The organism is Thalassotalea nanhaiensis, assembly GCF_031583575.1.
Lineage (GTDB): Bacteria > Pseudomonadota > Gammaproteobacteria > Enterobacterales > Alteromonadaceae > Thalassotalea_A > Thalassotalea_A nanhaiensis.
On sequence record NZ_CP134146.1, the window covers coordinates 2,348,834 to 2,368,066 of the forward strand.

Sequence of the window (19,233 nt, forward strand, 5' to 3'; positions counted from 1 at the left end):
TCAATCGCCTTTTGGAACATAAGGAGTTCGTTTAAATTCCTTATGATAATCTTCTTCTCTTTGTCGTTCTCTTTCTTCATCGACAGGTTCATTTTTTAGCATTAAAACCGTCACATATATGATGCCAATGGGTGGAATTATCGATAATATCACACCAAAAAATATGGCAACTAATGGAAAACGAACTTTGTCGCGCCCATAGTAATAACTAAGTGAGCCATTAATGACCATCAATATCATGACGTAGTCGATATATGTCATTGCCCTTTACTCCCTTAACCAAAATCCTAATAGTCAATTTACTGGTAAATTATACTAAAAACAAGCCTGGATATGACCTTAGTTGTCATGAATAATCTGATTTAACGTTTAATTTTAACAAATTTTAGATACAAAAAAGCCGACTTACGTCGGCTTTTTTGTCACTGTAAAGTGGCGTCCCCAAGGGGATTCGAACCCCTGTTACCGCCGTGAAAGGGCGGTGTCCTAGGCCTCTAGACGATGGGGACGCTGAAACTGTTTATCAAAATATATTTTGATGTTTCTGCGTTGGCATTCAATCAAGCTCTGCGCCGATTGAATAATCCTTAAAAAAGCAGAATTTATTCAAAACATATCTTAAATTGTTTCTTGCGTAAGGATAAATCCTCACATCTAGTAGAAATTACTTTCTACACTCTTTAACCAATTGCTTGATTTAAGACCTAAGATAAAACTGTTTAGAACGTCAAAGCAATGCCTTGCTGTTCAATGGCGTGCATAATAATGAGATTAGTTAGGAGTGTCAATAAAAGTTCGACATAAAATACAAAAAAGATCATTTAAGCCTAACTATTGCTCAGGTTGGGTAAGTTCACTCAATTTAACATTGAAGCAATAATACTGATTAATGAACTCATTAACCTCTAATTCTGAAATAATGGAATTACCAGCATTAATGAAAGTCTCTATTTCAGCAGTTGTCGGAAATGTATAATAATCACCGCCCTCTTCTTGGGCTGAACTGGTTATTGTCAAATTTTGATTTATTTTATTTACGACGTTAATGATTAATTGTGTACCTTCTTTATAAAGCTCAAGAACATGCCACAGATATGATTTTTGATAGTTCACATCTATGCTTGATTTATCAATCACCCTCCCCGTATCTATCGTACCATCACTAATATAATGCAGTGTCATACCGATACGTTGCTCTTTCTTATACATCGCCCAGAAAGTTGCCATAACACCTCTATAGTCAGGCAAAATTCCTGAATGCAGGTTGATAACCCCATTACGAGGTACATTTATAACATTATATTTAATAATGACCCCATAACGGATAGATATGACTAAATCGGGTTGAGAAGAGTTAAACAGATTAAAGCCCTCTTCTGTATTTATATTATTTAACTCCCGAACTCCGCCATCAACAATGTCATGCAACTGTTCGAAAGTTTTGAAACCGGTTTGTTCACTATGTTGAGCATTAATTTTAGGGGACAATACTTGGTTAAATAATTCCTGCTCATAAAATGCCAATTCTAAAAGAGCCGTGGGTTTATTTGTCTGTTTCCCTACTTTTGTAGAAAGAAATATCGTTAAATGGTGTTTATTTAAACGAGGCAGCAAAAGATTAATTGCAAAGTTACTCGCAACATCTCTATTGGCTAAAATAGTAATATTCAAAATAAAACCGTTAAACTGAAAAAATATGAAGTGATTAAAACATGAATTTTATAGAAATTTAATTGGTATTTTCTAACAGGCACAAAAAAGCCGACTTACGTCGGCTTTTTCATCACTGTAAAGTGGCGTCCCCAAGGGGATTCGAACCCCTGTTACCGCCGTGAAAGGGCGGTGTCCTAGGCCTCTAGACGATGGGGACGCGGAAACTGCTTATCAAAATATATTTTGATGTTTCTGCGTTGGCATTCAATCAAGCTCTGCGCCGATTGAATAATCCTTAAAAATGCAGAATTCATTCAAAACATATCTTAAATTGTTTCTTGCGTAAGGATAAATCCTCACATCTATAGAAATCGATAAAATCGAATTCTACCTACTTAACCAGCAAACTGGCCAAGACCTAAGATAAATTGTATTGATAAAATAAGTGGCGTCCCCAAGGGGATTCGAACCCCTGTTACCGCCGTGAAAGGGCGGTGTCCTAGGCCTCTAGACGATGGGGACGCAGAATTTGTTTTACAAAACATGTTTTGTTAATTCTGCGTTAAGGCGAATGTTGAACTTGTTCAACTGAGCGACCTTATTTTATTGCAGAAATGTTGTAACACATTCTTTTAAACGTTTTTCTGTGTCCGGTGCAAGCACCTGGCACTAGAACTTAATCACTTAAGTTATCTAAAATAAGTTGGCGTCCCCAAGGGGATTCGAACCCCTGTTACCGCCGTGAAAGGGCGGTGTCCTAGGCCTCTAGACGATGGGGACGCAGAAACTGTTTATAAAAATATATTTTTATGTTTCTGCGTTAGGGCGAACGTTGAACTTGTTCAACTGAGCAATCCTTTTATTTGCAGAATTTGTTAAATACATTTAAAAACTTACTGTGTCCGGTGTAAAACACCTGGCACTAAGAACTTGTATATTACCTTACGGTACAACTTACTTTTTAAAAAATATTGGCGTCCCCAAGGGGATTCGAACCCCTGTTACCGCCGTGAAAGGGCGGTGTCCTAGGCCTCTAGACGATGGGGACGCTGGTGTTATCAATTAAGTTAACATTCGCATTGTTATATACCGAAATATATACCATCTCGTAAGTAACCTTACGTCGGTTCTTGCCAAAACCTTAAGAAGTTTATTGGTGGAGCCATGCGGGATCGAACCGCAGACCTCTTCGCTGCCAGCGAAGCGCTCTCCCAGCTGAGCTATGGCCCCAAACTTCTACTTTCAGGAGCGACCTAGACTCGTTGAAAGCGAGGCGAATTCTATGCAGTCATCCCAAAACTGTCAACCTATTTTTTGAAGAAAAACGTAAAAAAGTGGTATTTATTGTATGTTCGTTCATTAATCGATCGGTTTGCTTGTTTTTTGACAAGTTTATTGCATAAAAAACTCCAAAAAGATGGGATTAATTATTAATTTGAAAGCTAAACATACGGAAATCTAATTCGTTAATTACACTTGGCTGACCATGATTACAATTTTTATATAGCATAAACTGTTGTTTTCACATTAAAATGGCCTATATTTTTATAATAAGCCTGCCTTTCTGTATTGCTATTTTTAGGCTTAATATTCGGATGTTTATTTTATGCGATTAAAAAAATTAAAAGTTGTCGCCATTGGTGGTGGTCATGGTTTAGGGCGTGTGTTGTCTACCCTATCCTTTTTAGGTGACCAATTAACGGGTGTAGTAGCAACAACTGATAATGGCGGTTCTACAGGAAAATTAAGAAGACGAAGCAGTACCATTGCATGGGGCGATCTACGTAATTGCCTTATGCAACTGGTTGATCAAAACTCTGTAGGTTCTAAATTATTTAATTTTAGGTTCGATGGTAATGATGAATTAAGTGGTCATAACCTTGGAAACTTAATGTTATACGCCCTGAACGACATTCATTCAAGACCTCTTGATTCAATAAAACTTATCAGGCGTATATTACGAGTTAGAACCAGTGTGCAACCCATGTCTGAAACGCCAACTGATTTGATGGCCTTTTATGCAGAAGGTCGATGTCGCGTAGGTGAAATATCTGTAGATGATATGGCTACCATGCCGAAAAATATGATGCTGGCACCGTTGGTAAAAGCATTGCCAGAAACGATAAAAGCAATTAACAATGCTGACTTAATAATTTTAGGTCCAGGCAGCTTTTTAACATCAATAGTCCCGCCTTTATTAGTAAGAGATATTTCAAAAGCTATCGCCAATTGTAATGCTAAGTGTATATTTATTGATAATATTGCCCAAGAACAAAGCCCTGCCGGAGAGTTAACCATCGACGAAAGATTGGAATGGTTAACCTATAATATTGGTTGTCAGCCTGTAGATATTGTTGTTACTGAAAATATGGAGGCAACGTCTGATTTTGTCGATCTTGTTAAAACACCATTGGCTAGTGAAAAGGTCGAATATTTTCATGATAAAGTATTACTTGTTGACGCATTAGAACAATGTTTACTGGCTTTTGATTTAGTTGAAGCAAAAGCGGCAGCGGTTAACGATGAAAACAACAATAAAGTAGTAAACCAATGATATTTAGGTATCTATTCTAACTATTTCAGCCATAAAAAAAGCCCATTAATATGGGCTTTGTTGTAAAAAGATCTAATTACTACGATTTATCGTCTTCACTAATACGGCTGGCAACCGCACCTTGCTGACCTTTATATTTAGCATCTACGCGTTTATTGTAAGGGCGTAACGCATCGCCAGACATGGTCTCAAAATTTAACGCTGCAATTTTCATACGCGGTCGTAATGCCAGTGGCAATTTACCAGAATTGTAAAACTCTAAAACAATTTGGCCAGACCAACCTGGATCAATTCGGTGCGCCGTTACATGAACCATAAGTCCTAAACGGGCAAGGGATGAGCGTCCATCCAACCACCCTACTATATCAGCAGGCAATGTAACTGACTCATGAGTTACGGCAAGTGCCAATTCACCCGGATGTAAAAAGAATGCGTCGCCATCATTTATATGAATTTCATCACTCATAACAGTGTTCATTGCTTCTTGCACTTCACCTTTAGGCCCACTTAAATCAATAAAAGGTGCGGTATGATCTTGAAAAACACGGAACTTATGGCCTAAACAAATATCAACACTTACCCCTGAGATCATCGACTCATCAGGTTTCGGTGTAATAACAATTTTTTCTTGTTCTATTAATTCGATAATATCTCTATCACAAAGTCTCATGTTTTATTCTTCTATATTTTTTACAGTAATAATTTCTGGAGTATATGGGCTTTCTGCATCTAATTGATAATACAATTGTCCGGCCATATTTCGTGCTATTTTACGGTACAAGCTGGTAATTTCACTAGAAGTATTTGCTAATACTGACGATTTACCTGTGTCAGCGTCTTCTCTAATGTGGATATTAAGCGGTAATTGGCCCAATAAATCAACTTTATATTCAGTTGCAATGTGATTAGCCCCACCCTCACCAAATAAATGCGAATGATGTCCACAGTTTTCACAAAGGTGATAACTCATATTTTCAATAACACCAAGCACTGGCACTTTCACCTTATCAAACATGTTAATGCCTTTAACCGCATCTTTTAACGCGATATCTTGCGGGGTTGTCACTATAGTTGCGCCAGCTACCGGTACTTTTTGAGCTAGGGTAAGCTGTATATCGCCCGTGCCGGGTGGCATATCGATGATTAAGTAATCTAACGCTGAGCTATCATTTTGCCAAGCCGTTTCATTCAACATTTGTGAAAAAGCAGAACTTGCCATAGGACCACGCCAGACTGTTGCATCAGTGTCTGATACTAAAAAACCAATCGACATTGCAGTTAAGCCGTTAGCTTTAAGGGGTTGCATTAACTTGCCATCTGTTGATGATGGTCTTTGGTTTTCGATACCTAACATAGTAGGAATTGAAGGCCCATAGATATCAGCATCTAAAATACCAACGTTTGCCCCTTCAGCCATTAATGCATAAGCTAAATTTACTGCTGTTGTTGATTTACCAACACCACCTTTTCCCGATGCTATGGCAATGATATTTTTAATGCCCTTGATATCATGACTTCTCACCGGTTTAACATCTAACAGTAACGAAAGCTCAATGTCGATATCCAACAGTGTAACAAGTTCTTTAGCGATAGCTTCCAGCTCGCCCTGACATGGAAATGGTAAGGTAAACTCTATTAGGTAGGTTTGCTTATCTAAAGTGATATTAAACCCTGTTACTGACTTTAATACCCCATCTGGAAACAGGTTGGATTTATATTTATTAAGGAATTCGGTGATCTTATCACTCACATTTTGTTCTGATTTATTACTGCTAAATGGGTTTTTAAACATAATCGCCAGTTTTTCTTATGATTTATGATAATTATTGATGAAAATACGCCCTAAATTCTGTACTATCACAGCCATTATTTCCATTAAAATATTTATAAATTAGGCAAGTTCGTTCAATGACTAGCAATAATCGCAAAATTCTTGTAACCAGCGCGTTACCATACGCTAATGGTCCAATCCATTTAGGTCACCTATTAGAGTACATTCAAACAGATATTTGGGTGCGTTTTCAAAAAATGCGTGGCCATGAAACTTATTATGTTTGTGCAGACGATGCTCATGGCACTCCTATTATGCTTAAAGCACAGCAACTAGGTATTACGCCTGAAGAAATGATCAGCCAAGTTCGTGAAGAGCATATGGCAGATTTTGCTGACTTTAATATTGAGTTCGACAACTATCATTCAACTCATAGTGAAGAGAATCGCGTATTTGCTGAAGAAATTTATAATCGTTTAAATGCTAAAGGTCATATCAAAACACGCACGATTTCACAGTTGTTTGATCCTGAAAAAGAGATGTTCTTACCAGATCGTTTTGTAAAAGGTACTTGCCCTAAGTGTAAAAGCGAAGATCAAAACGGTGATAATTGTGACAGTTGTGGTGAAACATACTCACCAACAGATTTAATTAATCCAATCTCAGTAGTATCAGGTGCTACACCGGTATTAAAAGACTCAGAACATTACTTCTTCGATTTACCTGCATTTGAGCAAATGCTTAAAGACTGGACTCGCAGTGGTTCATTGCAAGAAGAAATGGCAAATAAACTTGGTGAATGGTTTGAATCTGGTCTACAGCAATGGGATATCTCTCGCGATGCACCTTACTTTGGATTTGAAATTCCAAATGCCCCAGGTAAATTCTTTTATGTATGGTTAGATGCGCCAATTGGCTACATGGGCAGCTTTAAAAACCTATGTGATAAACGTGGTATTAACTTTGACGAATTCTGGGAAAAAGACTCTACTGCAGAGCTTTACCACTTTATTGGTAAAGATATTATCTACTTCCATTCATTATTCTGGCCAGCAATGTTAAGCGGTGCCGATTATCGTCAACCTACATCTGTTTATGCGCATGGTTTTGTAACAGTAAATGGCCGTAAAATGTCTAAGTCAAAAGGTACTTTCATTAAAGGTCGTACTTACTTAGAACATCTTAACCCAGAGTTTTTACGTTATTATTTTGCGGCTAAATTAACCAGTCGTATTGATGACTTAGATTTGAACCTTGAAGATTTTGCTCAACGAGTGAATTCAGACCTAGTTGGTAAAGTTGTAAATATCGCTTCTCGTTGTGCAAGTTTCATTTCGAAAAAGTTTGACGGCATGTTATCGACTACTATTGATAATCAAGAATTAGCTGATGAAGTAATGGCTGCCGGTGACTCTATTGCTGAGTTATACGAAAAACGTGAGTTTGGTCGTGCAATGCGTGAGATCATGGCGCTGGCTGACAAAGTTAATGAATACATTGCAATTAAAGAACCATGGCAATTAATTAAAGAAGACGGTAAGCAGCAAGAAGTTCAAGATATTTGTTCGTTGGGTATTAACTTATTCCGTATCTTGATGATATATCTTAAACCCGTATTACCTGAACTTGCAGCTAAAACAGCCGGTTTCTTAAATGATGAACTGATCTGGGATGGCCATAAAGCGCTGTTAGTCGATCATAAAGTAAATAAGTTTAAAGCGTTATTACAACGTGTAGAAATGGATAAAGTGAACGCTATGGTAGAAGACTCAAAAGACAATTTAGTCGCAACTCAAGAAGCAGCACCTATTACTGGCCCTCTTGCTGATGACCCAATTGCCGATGAAATAGGCTTTGAAGACTTTGCGAAAGTTGATTTACGCGTAGCGAAAATTGTTGTTGCTGAACATGTTGAAAAAGCTGACAAGTTACTACGTATAGAAGTAGATTTAGGTGGTGAAACTCGTCAAATATTTGCTGGTATTAAATCGGCTTACCAGCCTGAAGATTTAGAGGGCAAACTTACAGTTGTTGTAGCTAATCTTGCTCCTAGAAAAATGCGCTTTGGTATGTCTGAAGGCATGATCATTGCTGCAGGCCCTGGTGGTAAAGATATCTTCATCTTAAACCCAGATGATGGCGCACAACCCGGTCAACGTGTCATGTAACTTTCAAATAGGTTACTAGTAAAGGCGAGCATTAAGCTCGCCTTTTTTAATTCAATTTGAGAATAACGGTTGCCAAGTTAAACTTTACGCTTTACTTAAAAATCTACAACAAGGAAGATATTCTACACTTATAAAAACAATAAAAGCTAAAAAAATGTGGAGCATTCATGCCAACAAAAATCAATAAACCATCGATAAAACAAGGAATTGGCGAATTATATAGTGAAGATCCAATTGCTGCAGATTTAAAGGTGTTTGGCAGGACTTCAAATCCACTTACCAGACGTGGCTTCTTAAAAGGCCTTACCGCAATGAGTACCATTTTAGGTGCCGAAATTGTATTTAGTCGCTTTATGCCTTCAGGAATGATACCCGCAGCGTTAGCTCAAACAGCTGAAAACTTTATCATTGAAGGCAAGCATCCAGGCTTATTAGTATTAAACGACCGCCCTATTAATGCTGAAACACCACCGCACTTATTAAACGATTCTGTTACACCAGCAAATAAATTATTTGTTCGCAATAATGGCATTCCTCCTCAAAATGTAGACAGTGAAAACTGGACGCTGACTATTGGCGGTGAATCGGTTAGAGACTCAAAAACGTATACGTTGGCAGAACTAAAGAAAAAGTTTAAACATCACACTTATCAATTAACCTTGGAATGTGGCGGCAATGGCCGTTCAGAGTTTAATCCGCCAGCAAAGGGTAACCAATGGACAACGGGTGCAGTTGGTTGTCCTAAATGGACGGGGATTCGATTAAAAGACGTATTGCTTGATTGCGGTATTAAAGATGATGCGGTTTACATTGGCTATCATGGCGCTGACTCTCATTTAAGTGGCGATCCGAGTAAAGCTGCTATATCTCGTGGGGTTCCTATGAGTAAAGCTTTAGAAGATGAATCATTAATTGCTTGGGCGATGAATGGCGAAGACCTGCCTGTAATGAATGGTTTTCCACTACGCCTTGTGTTCGGTGGATGGCCGGCTTCTACTGGCGGTAAATGGCTAACAGGTATCGATATCCGAAATAAAGTACACGACGGTACGAAAATGACCGGTAGTGCGTACAGAGTACCTTGTAAAACAGTTGCTCCGGGAACCAAAGTTGCAGATGAAGATATGTGTATCATTCACAATATGCCAGTTAAATCATTGATTACATTTCCAAAGTCAGGGGTGCTGCACTCGTTAAAACAAACGTTATCAGTAAATGGACACGCATGGGCTGGTGACAAAGAAGTGTCAGGGATGCAAGTTTCTATCGATTTTGGTCAAACATGGTATGACATTGCCATCTCTAAACCAGTTAATCGCAATGCCTGGCAGCACTGGAATACAGAATTAGAATTTCCAAAGGCCGGTTATTATGAAGTATGGGCAAAAGCGACCGACTCTGATGGTACTGCTCAGCCAATGATCTTGCCAGGTTGGAATCCAAAGGGTTATCTAAATAATGCATGCCACAGAATTGCTGTTAAAGTGGTGTAATCTGTGATGATTAATTCTAAAACCTTATTGCAATTAACGTTACCTACCCTACTGACATTCAGCGTATTAAGTCATGCAAAACCAGCATTAGATAAAGAAACTGGATTAGTTTTAGATTCCGGCTTTGATATTGTTAAAGCAAATTGTACAGCTTGTCATAGCGCCGCACTTGTTACGCAAAATAGGATGTCGAGAGAAACATGGCTGGACACAATCCGCTGGATGCAAGAGAAACAAGGTCTTTGGCCTTTAATGCAAAATGAAGTTATTATTCTCGATTACCTAGAGAAACACTATAGCCCTACAGAAAGTGGGCGTAGGAAGAATTTACCTGAGCATTTGCTACCACCAAAACAGTAAACTTGCATAGTTAAAAAATAACCCCGCGTTGTTTTTTAACTATGCAATTGCTTTACCACTGAATATTTATTCTAGTACCACTATCAACCAAGGCTAGAAACTCATCCATTTCTGTATTTGTTAAAGCGATACATCCGTTAGTCCAATTAAAACGTTGTGTTATTTTCGGGTTTTTAGTATCACCATTTTTTTGACCATGGATCATAATAAATCCGCCAGGATTAATACCTTTTTGCTTAGCCTTTTCAATATCCGATTCGTTGGGGTAACTTATGTGCATCGCTCGATAAAATTGTGAGTCTTCTTTTTTATAATCTAAGTTGTAACTGCCTTCCGGTGTTTTATTATCCCCCTCCTGCTCTTTATGGCCTTTAGGGCTTTCTCCAAGTGCAATGTGATATTCCTTTACAATAGTATCACCAGCATAGAGAAACATAGTTCGAGTAGATTTATCGACTGTTACCAAGTCAACTTTAAAATGAGGTGTGTTTGCCAAGGATAGGCAAGAAAAAATGGATAAACAGAAAATTAAAACGCGCATCATAACAATCAAGATAAAAATATATATCACTAGTTTAATAAAGATACATCAATTATAGCAATTATTATTTTAAGGTAAGTTAACCAGAGTATTACCTGCGATGGCTGAGGCTTTGTTATAGGGTTAATTGAATTAGATGAAAACTTAAAAGATTTCTATTTACCTTTAGGTGTACAAGGGCAAGCTGTAGTGATCAATCATAAGCATGACATTTTACATGTTTCTCTTGTTAGAAGAATTCTGCTAAGAATGATGGCTTGGTTAAAATACGTTTATCCGATTAAATAACTTTACCGTTATACCAAGGCCTTTAATCACAAAAGCCAATATCAAAGGATATTGGCTTTTTAATTCATGGAAGAATTAACTTAGAATTGCTATGGACCGTTCCTACGCATCCATGCGCTCTCGGCATATACAACGTCCATGTTGAAAACGGCTTAAATTCTGTAAATTATTCGTTATTAAGCAGTAATTAGAGAAACGATCTTCGCCCCCTAGTTTAAACAAATAACTTATCGTGCAGAGTTTCAACAACACTGTTACCGTCAACTTCATTTACCAAGAAGCACAGATTATTAGAGCTGGCACCATGACAAATCATACGGATATTAGTATCTTCAATATTGTTAAATATACTGCTACCTAACCCTGTTGATGCATCTAAGCCATTACCAACAATGGCAACTAAACATAGGCCATGTTCAACAGTCACTTCACAAAGTTGCTCTAATTCTTCCACAACAGCTTTATTAATAAGCGCTTGAGTTGAGCCTGTTGGATTATCAAAGGTAAGTGCTACTGAAATTTCAGAAGTAGTGATTAAATCAACACTTAGTTCATGCTTAGCAAGTATAGTAAAAACCTGCGCAAGGAAACCGCTGGCATGTAACATCGCAGGGCTTTTAACCGTTACCAATGTTTGCTCTCGACGCAATGCTATTGAGCGATAAGTTGGCTTAGAAGCGACTTCTTGCATAATTTGTGTTCCACCGGCTTCAGGCTCACGACTTGAACCAACAAATACCGGTATCGAGCTGCGCATTGCCGGAATTAAGGTTGCTGGATGCAATATCTTAGCCCCAAACGTAGCCATTTCAGCCGCTTCACCAAAACTAATTTCAGGAATAGCGCGGGCAGAACTTGCGATGCGCGGATCAGTGGTAAATATACCGACAACATCAGTCCAAATAGCTAAACCAGTTGCGTTAATCGCTTCAGCAATTAATGCCGCAGAGTAATCTGAGCCACCACGTCCTAACGTGGTGGTATTACCTAAACCATCTCTACCGATAAAGCCTTGAGTAACAATAACTTGCTCAGATAATAAAGGAGTTAGGCTTTGTGCACAGTTAGACGCAAGTGCTTCAATATCAACAACCGCTTTGCCGTATAAACTATTGGTTTGCATTACTTCACGAACATCAAAAGCAGAGCTGTCTACATCAAGACTACGAAGCACCTCTGCAAAAATTATCGAGCTCATCCGCTCGCCACAGGCTAAAATCGCATCAGCTGTTTTTGCGGTTTGAAGTGTGCCTTGTTGCTCCGCTAATTCCATTAATGAAATAAGAACAGCATCAATTTGGCTGTTTAATTCTGTTTCGGCAGATAAGTGCTGAGTGATGTTATATTGAATGACTCGAATTGCAGCAATTATTTCATTGCGCTCCTCGCTGGTTAATACCTTTTGCGACAATGTTACTAAATGATTAGTAACACCTGCACTAGCCGACACAACCACAACACGTGTATGTGGCTGAGATTTAATAATTTGAGCGCAGCGAAGCATAGCTTCATGATCGGCAACACTTGTTCCACCGAACTTAGCTACATTTAATGCGATATTTGACATTGGATCTTCTCCCTAACTTGCAGTAGCTAACTTAGCACTACAACTACTTATAAGGAAGAGCATGACTGATAGGTAAAAGATATGAAATCTAGACGTTTTCAGCCAGAAGCTCTCCACCACTTTGGTGACAGTCACTAGGATTCAACCTATATGACCGAATGTTATTTACCACTAAAATAATCATCCTCGGCATTAGTCCCCCTCAATAATTGTCTTTGGGGTGTGGCCCCTAAAATTATTTACCTGGCTAATGCAACCTCTTCTGGTGTTGGTTAAAGTCTTGTTTGAGCAATAACTCTAAATCAACGCCGCTATTAGACAGTAATTAAAAATCAAAATCAACCACTAAAGCATATAATTATTTAGTAATTAATAGTTTTCACAGGAATAAACAATTTAAAAGCACCCTATTGGCTTTAATAGGTTGCTTTCCTCATGCACATGAATTGCAGAAGAGTCAATTTTACGGAGGAGAAACGTTGGGCCTAATTTAGCTATGGTTAAAAAATTAATACCTAAGGGAGAAAGCCCTTACGACTATTGTAAGTAATAAGGGCTTTGGTTTTACTTATTTTACTGGCGTACGCCTTCAATGTGCAGATCAAATAAGATCTCACCAAAATCCATCTTATAGCCAAAATCACTCATTTTAATAGCAGTTGTGCCGCTAAATCCTACTCGGTAGCCGCCCCAAGGATCGTCACCTTCACCGATTTTAACCGCGTCAATTACAAGCTCTTTGGTAATACCTTGCAGCGTAAAGTTACCAGTAATCGCCAGTTTTCCATTACCTTGGTCTTCAACTTTCGTACTAACGAATGTAGCGGTTGAGAATTTAGTTACATCTAGGAAATCATCTGTTTTTAAGTGTTTATCACGCTCAGCATGATTAGAGTCAACCGATGCTGTTTCAATAGTAATGCTTATTTTCGACGCGGCAACATTGCTGTCATCATAGCTGAATTTACCATCAAACTCGTTAAACCGGCCTGTTAACCAACTATATCCTAAATGTTTTACTTTAAAGTTTACCGAAGCATGCGCTCCCTTGTAATCAATAATGTAATCTGCAGCTTTTGCTGGCATAACAGCAGCTAAACCAAGGAACGCTGTCGAAATTAATAATTTTTTCATCTGTTGTCTCTTTTAATGTGATAGTTATTTTGTAGTCATTCTTTTTAAAGTGTCATCTTTATCGATAACATGATGTTTAATTGCAGCACCTGCATGTACAGCTGCTAAAGCAATTAAGCTGTATGCTAAATATTTGTGCACAATGCCAGCAATATCCTCTTGGTTAGTAAATAGCTCACCTAAACTGGCTACTGAAAACCAATTAAATACCTCTATCGCCCTACCATCGGCTGTAGAGATTAAATATCCGCTGATCATTAGCACTATCATCATTAGATATAACATAGCATGGGTAAGCTTCGATGCTTTTTTAACCAATTTAGAATGGCTAGCTACTGGCGACACTTTAGGCTGCTTAAACTTATATATTAGCCTAGCCACGGTGGCGAACAATAATAAAATACCGATACTTTTATGCCAATGCGGCGCTGTTTTATACCAGCTACTGTAATAAGTAAGGTCAACCATCCAATAGCCTAAGGCAAATAAACCTATAATGGTTATTGCACTTATCCAATGGGTAAGTTTGCTGAGCAATGGGTAAGAATTTATCGCTTGTTTAGTCATATGTTGCTGTGTCTCAAGTACCAATACCGCTATTGTACGGTTCATTGGATAAAAGAAAAGCGTAAAAAATTATAATAAGCATTCTAATTTTTAGAACGGTTTTTTTTACCTGGTATAAACTAAATAGATCACAAATTTTAAATTTATCGTTTTAATATACGCTAAACCATATATAATGGATTTCATATATTGAGATTGAGTAATAGCCATGACACCTACAGAGTTTTTTAAAAACCTCGCCGATGATACTCGCACTAAAAGCCTGATGCTGATTCATTTGCAGGAAGAGCTTTGTGTATGCGAACTCATGGTTGCATTAGAAGATAGCCAGCCGAAGATTTCACGTCATTTAGCGCAACTTAAAAAATCGGGGGTTTTGGTTGATAGAAAGCAAAGCCAATGGGTTTATTATCGAATTAACCCTGACTTAGCAGAATGGGCAAAAAATATCATTGCTGATACAGCATCAACAAATACCGAATTTATTCAGAGCAGTTTGACTAATCTTATGGCAATGGGTGACCGCCCTCAGCGCATAAAACACTGTTGTGAGTAACAAGCAACAATACCAATACTATTCGTTAATCGAATTGGTAAAAACATATAGGAATTAACATGACAATTAAAATAGGTATTAATGGCTTTGGCCGAATGGGCCGTTTATCAATGCGAGCAGCATATGATATGAAAGATGTAGAAATTGTTCATATAAACGATCCTGCAGGAGATGCTAAAACTCTTGCGCATTTAATGACATTCGACTCTGTGCACGGTCGCTGGCACCATGAAGCAACCCATCAAGATAATAATATGGTGATCAATGGAAAAGCCATTACCTGTAGTCAAAATACGGCAATAAATGACACTGACTGGTCCAATTGTGATGTTGTCATTGAAGCTTCTGGTAAAATTAAAACAAAAGCCTTATTACAACCTTATTTAGAGCAAGGGGTAAAACGCGTTGTTGTTACTGCGCCAGTAAAAGAAGATGGCGTTCTTAATATTGTACTAGGTGTAAACGAACACCTTTATGATAAAAATGAGCACCCTATCGTTACTGCGGCATCGTGTACAACAAATTGTTTGGCTCCAGTTGTAAAAGTAATACATGAAAAAATTGGTATTAAACATGGCTCTATGACCACCATTCATGACATTACCAATACCCAAACAATTTTAGATGCTCCGCACAAAGATTTACGTAGAGCTCGTGCTTGTGGCATGAGTTTAATACCTACCACTACAGGCTCAGCGACTGCTATTACCCATATTTTTCCTGAATTGGCTGGAAAGCTCAATGGTCATGCTATTCGAGTACCTCTTGCCAATGCGTCTATCACCGATTGTGTATTTGAAGTAGAGCGGAGTATAAGCGTAGAAGAAGTAAATGAATTACTAAAAGATGCTGCTAATAATGAACTTAACGGCATTATGGGTTTTGAAGAGCGACCTTTAGTCTCAATTGATTACAAGACAGATCCCCGCTCCAGTATCATTGATGCCCTTTCAACCATGGTTGTAAACGACACTCAAGTAAAACTTTACGTGTGGTATGACAATGAGTGGGGTTATGCAAACCGTACTGCTGAGTTAGCTCGCATGGTTGGTAGTAAAGACCAGGAATAATTAAATTGCGCTATTTTTCACAGCTTTTCGCGTCACTTTCGCCGCAAATAAAGCAATACTTAGTCATTACTGGCAATTACTGGGCTTTTACCTTAACTGATGGCGCATTGCGCATGTTAGTGGTGTTGTACTTTCACCAATTAGGTTACAGCCCGCTTAATATCGCCATATTGTTTTTGTTTTATGAAATATTCGGTGTGATCACCAACTTAGTTGGTGGTTGGTTGGGTGCACGGCTTGGTTTAAATAAAACCATGAACATTGGTTTAGGCATTCAAATAGTTGCACTAGCCATGCTCACTGTACCTGCAGAGCAGTTGACTATAATCTATGTCATGATGGCGCAAGCGTTATCAGGAATAGCAAAAGATTTAAACAAAATGAGCGCTAAAAGCTCGATTAAGCTTTTGGTTTCAGATGATGCGCAAAGCAAGTTATATCAATGGGTTGCAATATTAACAGGGTCAAAAAATGCACTTAAAGGCGTTGGTTTCTTTTTAGGTGGTTTGTTACTGACCCTGTTTGATTTTCGCGGTGCAATAATCATCATGTTAGTGTTGTTATCACTGGTTTGGTTGTACAGTATTTATGCGCTAAAACAAGGTTTAGGCAAAGCAAAAAATAAACCTAAATTTAAAGATTTAGTTTCAAAGAGTCCGGCAATAAATATCCTTTCTGCAGCGCGATTATTTTTATTTGGCGCCCGCGATGTCTGGTTTGTGGTCGCTTTACCAGTTTTCTTAGCTGTAACCTTTAATTGGGATCATTGGTGGGTTGGCGGTTTTATGGCTTGTTGGGTAATTTGCTACGGCATTGTGCAGTCTGTTGCCCCCCATTTTACTGGAAAAAAACAAGGTAGAACGCCTACTGGTAAAACAGCCCTAATTTGGGCTAGCTTCCTTGCCATTATCCCTGCTGTAATCGCTTTAGCACTGCATTTTGATTACCAGATCAAGTTCGCTATTATTGCCGGTTTATTTATTTTTGGAGCTATTTTTGCCATTAATTCATCTCTACACAGCTATTTAATTGTAAGCTTTGCCGATAGTGATGGTGTATCTTTAGATGTTGGATTTTACTATATGGCTAATGCCATGGGACGTTTACTAGGTACGGTGCTTTCAGGCTGGGTATATCAGCATTATGGGTTAGAAATGTGTTTATGGATTTCAACGCTATTTATAATAACAGCTGCAATGCTTTCAACTAAGTTACCTAAGTAGAGCCTTAAGGGCAATTAACGAGCCCTTAAGAGTTTCAGTAGAGCGCTATACTGGATTATCTATATCAATAAACTCGACTTCCAACCCTTCAGTGCTTGCTAGGTATTGGGCTAACGCCTTCGCACCATAACGCTCTGTCGCATGGTGCCCTGCAGCAAAAAAATGAATATCCATTTCTTTGGCAATATGTGTTGTTTGCTCAGACACTTCGCCAGTAATAAATGCATCAATCCCCTGCTCTGCAGCGAGCTCAATATAACCTTGCCCTCCGCCTGTACACCAAGCGATGGTCTTTATAGGTTTATTAGATCCTGCAGAAATATGTAAAGACTGACGATTTAATTTTTCTGAAATCAAAGTATTTAACGCTTCACCGGTCATTTCATCATCAAGTTCACCTTGAATACTCACTGAAACAGGGTTACCTAACTCTAATGGACCGGTAATGTTTATATTCAATAATTTAGCCAATTGAACGTTATTACCCAATTCCTCATGAATATCTAACGGCAAATGATAAGCGAATAAATTGATGTCATTATCAAGTAAGGTTTTAATACGATTGTATTTCATACCAGTGATGCAATAAGGCTCGTTTTTCCAAAAGTAGCCATGGTGCACAATAATAGTATCTGCACCCTTGGCAACAGCCGCATCTAATAAAGCCTGAGAAGCGGTTACACCAGTAATAATTTTTGATACTTGATTATTACCTTGTACTTGCAAGCCATTAGGACAGTAATCTTTGATCCGCTCAGGTTGTAAAAGCTCGTTCAGTAGATGTTGAAATTGAAGTCTTTGCATAATTGTTCTTTTATTTGATATTTATAGGTTTAATGGTTATTGCTGGTTTGAGCATAGTATTAACAGCTTGCTGATGATTATCATATATTCCTTGTTCCACTGCCAGTTCTATCGCAACACCTAACGTGCCAGCTTCTTTTGCACCAGCTTTCAAAACCGTGCATTGAGATTTATTTGCTATGGCTTGTAATATACGAGTTGAATTGGCACCACCACCAGATACAATAATATTACTCACCGGTTGCTTTAACCGTTTCGTTAATCGAATAATCGCCTGGTTAATCCCACAAACAATCGCATTTATAATAGCAACATATTGTTGAAAAACAGAGTGCTCTTTCAAGCCGACAAACCCTTTGGATAACTGAGTAATATTTGTAACACGCTCCAAATCAAACTCAAGGCCATCACTGCTGATACTATTCGCTTGCACATATATTTCAATTAATTGCTCCATTGATCGATGCTTAAGTTTATTTAAACTTAAAAAGTCCAATTGGGATTTATTTTTACTAATGAATTCAGTGAGTAACGCCAAACCAAATGGCAGCATAATTTCTGTAATATACAGATCTTCAATTAATGACGGGTATGCAGGATAAAAGGGTTTTGGCCCTTTATATTTATGACTCAGCATTGTAACGCTTACGGCAGTGCCAAGACTAATATGCAACTGGCCAGACTTATAACAGCCTGACCCCAACATTTCACAAGCTTTGTCTGCTGCCATAGCAATTAGTGGTACTGGTTTAGGTAAATTAAAATCGTGCTGGCAAACTGGCGTTAATTGGCCAATATTTGTTCCTGGTGTAACAAGTTTTGGTAACCAATTCGATTTAACCGCCAATGCCTTAAACTGCCACGAACTAAGCTTGCGCCATTGTCCTCGCTTAAAATCAAACGGCAAATGACTGATGATATTGGCGTTACTATCGACAACGTTGTCTGTAAACCGATAATGCAAATAACCTGACAATAGCAGTAAGTGCTTGGTTTTTTGCCACACATCAGGCTCATGCTCGGCAATGAAATTTATAAATGCACTTTGCTGAAGCTCTTTTATGGTTTTGTTCACTGGTTTTACAATGCTGGCTATAGAAAAAACTATACGCCAGTACCACGGCAATTTAGGAATAACGCAAGCTTTGCGTTTATCACTCCACACTATTGCGTTACGGATTGGTTTTGAGTCATTATCTAGGTTAATCAGGGTATTGCGCATAGTCGTTATACCAATAGCGCGAACTTGCGTTAAATCGATATGTTTGGTTTTAGCCTTAGCAGTTAGATTCTGACAACATATAACACACTGTTGATAAAACCATTGCGGCGCTTGCTCTACTTGCCCTTGATGTTTCTTAAGATAATTCAGGTTGGCTAATTGTTCAGCGAGCACAACACTGCCCATTTCATCAATAAGTGCAGCTCTTACTGATTGACTACCAAAATCAAGACAAAGAAATAATGATTGTTGTTTCATTAAG

General features: G+C 38.3%; 17 protein-coding genes, 6 tRNA genes and 1 riboswitch. Of the genes, 7 read left to right on the top strand and 16 right to left on the bottom strand.

What is annotated here, in order from left to right; genetic code table 11:
• The 8 genes from RI845_RS10325 to RI845_RS10360 form a co-directional block, all read right to left on the bottom strand.
• Positions 1 to 261, bottom strand: coding sequence for a hypothetical protein (locus tag RI845_RS10325; protein WP_348386099.1), 261 nt, complete (start codon positions 259 to 261; stop codon positions 1 to 3).
• A gap of 172 nt (positions 262 to 433) precedes the next feature.
• A tRNA-Glu gene (locus RI845_RS10330) sits at positions 434 to 509 on the bottom strand.
• A gap of 322 nt (positions 510 to 831) precedes the next feature.
• Entirely contained in the window at positions 832 to 1,671 is an 840-nt protein-coding gene (locus RI845_RS10335) for a formyl transferase (RefSeq protein WP_348386100.1), read from the bottom strand.
• 123 nt (positions 1,672 to 1,794) lie between these two features.
• Positions 1,795 to 1,870 (bottom strand) — tRNA-Glu (locus RI845_RS10340).
• A 229-nt stretch (positions 1,871 to 2,099) separates the two neighbouring features.
• Positions 2,100 to 2,175 (bottom strand) — tRNA-Glu (locus tag RI845_RS10345).
• A 182-nt stretch (positions 2,176 to 2,357) separates the two neighbouring features.
• Positions 2,358 to 2,433 (bottom strand) — tRNA-Glu (locus RI845_RS10350).
• A gap of 192 nt (positions 2,434 to 2,625) precedes the next feature.
• Positions 2,626 to 2,701, bottom strand: a tRNA-Glu gene (locus RI845_RS10355).
• A 106-nt stretch (positions 2,702 to 2,807) separates the two neighbouring features.
• Positions 2,808 to 2,883 (bottom strand) — tRNA-Ala (locus RI845_RS10360).
• Between the two features lie 376 nt (positions 2,884 to 3,259).
• Here RI845_RS10360 and RI845_RS10365 point away from each other — a divergent pair.
• Positions 3,260 to 4,207: a gluconeogenesis factor YvcK family protein gene (locus RI845_RS10365; protein WP_348386101.1), complete on the top strand. Its 948-nt coding sequence runs from the start codon at positions 3,260 to 3,262 to the stop codon at positions 4,205 to 4,207.
• 79 nt (positions 4,208 to 4,286) lie between these two features.
• Here the strand turns inward: RI845_RS10365 and dcd are convergent, their stop codons facing one another.
• Together dcd and apbC are read right to left on the bottom strand one after the other, a co-directional pair.
• On the bottom strand, positions 4,287 to 4,877 hold the full coding sequence (gene dcd / locus RI845_RS10370; RefSeq protein WP_348386102.1) for a dCTP deaminase: 591 nt from the start codon (positions 4,875 to 4,877) through the stop codon (positions 4,287 to 4,289).
• Positions 4,878 to 4,880: 3 nt separating this feature from the next.
• Positions 4,881 to 5,999, bottom strand: coding sequence for an iron-sulfur cluster carrier protein ApbC (apbC, locus tag RI845_RS10375; protein WP_348386103.1), 1,119 nt, complete (start codon positions 5,997 to 5,999; stop codon positions 4,881 to 4,883).
• A gap of 116 nt (positions 6,000 to 6,115) precedes the next feature.
• On the opposite strand from apbC, the gene metG reads away from it, so the two are divergent.
• From metG to RI845_RS10390, 3 genes are all read left to right on the top strand, one after another.
• Positions 6,116 to 8,146 (top strand): methionine--tRNA ligase, encoded by a 2,031-nt coding sequence (gene metG, locus RI845_RS10380; RefSeq protein WP_348386104.1) that lies wholly within the window; start codon positions 6,116 to 6,118, stop codon positions 8,144 to 8,146.
• A 311-nt stretch (positions 8,147 to 8,457) separates the two neighbouring features.
• A complete protein-coding gene (locus RI845_RS10385) occupies positions 8,458 to 9,639 on the top strand; it encodes a sulfite oxidase (protein ID WP_348389531.1) in 1,182 nt (393 codons plus the stop codon).
• Between the two features lie 6 nt (positions 9,640 to 9,645).
• Positions 9,646 to 9,999: a hypothetical protein gene (locus RI845_RS10390; protein ID WP_348386105.1), complete on the top strand. Its 354-nt coding sequence runs from the start codon at positions 9,646 to 9,648 to the stop codon at positions 9,997 to 9,999.
• A 52-nt stretch (positions 10,000 to 10,051) separates the two neighbouring features.
• Here the strand turns inward: RI845_RS10390 and RI845_RS10395 are convergent, their stop codons facing one another.
• From RI845_RS10395 to RI845_RS10410, 4 genes are all read right to left on the bottom strand, one after another.
• A complete protein-coding gene (locus RI845_RS10395) occupies positions 10,052 to 10,495 on the bottom strand; it encodes a L,D-transpeptidase family protein (protein WP_348386106.1) in 444 nt (147 codons plus the stop codon).
• Positions 10,496 to 11,042: 547 nt separating this feature from the next.
• Entirely contained in the window at positions 11,043 to 12,395 is a 1,353-nt protein-coding gene (lysC, locus tag RI845_RS10400; protein WP_348386107.1) for a lysine-sensitive aspartokinase 3, read from the bottom strand.
• A gap of 98 nt (positions 12,396 to 12,493) precedes the next feature.
• Positions 12,494 to 12,665, bottom strand: a riboswitch (Lysine riboswitch).
• Positions 12,666 to 12,968: 303 nt separating this feature from the next.
• A complete protein-coding gene (locus RI845_RS10405) occupies positions 12,969 to 13,529 on the bottom strand; it encodes a YceI family protein (RefSeq protein ID WP_348386108.1) in 561 nt (186 codons plus the stop codon).
• Positions 13,530 to 13,553: 24 nt separating this feature from the next.
• Positions 13,554 to 14,096 carry a cytochrome b gene (locus tag RI845_RS10410; RefSeq protein ID WP_348389532.1) on the bottom strand — a complete coding sequence of 181 codons (543 nt, stop codon included), beginning with the start codon at positions 14,094 to 14,096 and terminating at the stop codon, positions 13,554 to 13,556.
• 208 nt (positions 14,097 to 14,304) lie between these two features.
• On the opposite strand from RI845_RS10410, the gene RI845_RS10415 reads away from it, so the two are divergent.
• Genes RI845_RS10415 through arsJ form a run of 3 tightly spaced genes read left to right on the top strand, consistent with a single transcriptional unit; the run spans position 14,305 to position 16,945 of the window.
• Positions 14,305 to 14,652 carry a metalloregulator ArsR/SmtB family transcription factor gene (locus tag RI845_RS10415; RefSeq protein ID WP_348386109.1) on the top strand — a complete coding sequence of 116 codons (348 nt, stop codon included), beginning with the start codon at positions 14,305 to 14,307 and terminating at the stop codon, positions 14,650 to 14,652.
• A 59-nt stretch (positions 14,653 to 14,711) separates the two neighbouring features.
• Positions 14,712 to 15,722: an ArsJ-associated glyceraldehyde-3-phosphate dehydrogenase gene (locus RI845_RS10420; protein ID WP_348386110.1), complete on the top strand. Its 1,011-nt coding sequence runs from the start codon at positions 14,712 to 14,714 to the stop codon at positions 15,720 to 15,722.
• Positions 15,723 to 15,727: 5 nt separating this feature from the next.
• A complete protein-coding gene (arsJ, locus tag RI845_RS10425; protein ID WP_348386111.1) occupies positions 15,728 to 16,945 on the top strand; it encodes an organoarsenical effux MFS transporter ArsJ in 1,218 nt (405 codons plus the stop codon).
• 45 nt (positions 16,946 to 16,990) lie between these two features.
• On the opposite strand, the gene RI845_RS10430 is transcribed toward arsJ, so the two are convergent.
• Complete coding sequence (locus RI845_RS10430; RefSeq protein WP_348386112.1) at positions 16,991 to 17,749, bottom strand: Nif3-like dinuclear metal center hexameric protein; 759 nt, start codon at positions 17,747 to 17,749, stop codon at positions 16,991 to 16,993.
• 10 nt (positions 17,750 to 17,759) lie between these two features.
• Positions 17,760 to 19,229 (bottom strand): FGGY family carbohydrate kinase, encoded by a 1,470-nt coding sequence (locus tag RI845_RS10435; RefSeq protein ID WP_348386113.1) that lies wholly within the window; start codon positions 19,227 to 19,229, stop codon positions 17,760 to 17,762.
• Positions 19,230 to 19,233 lie beyond the last annotated feature (4 nt).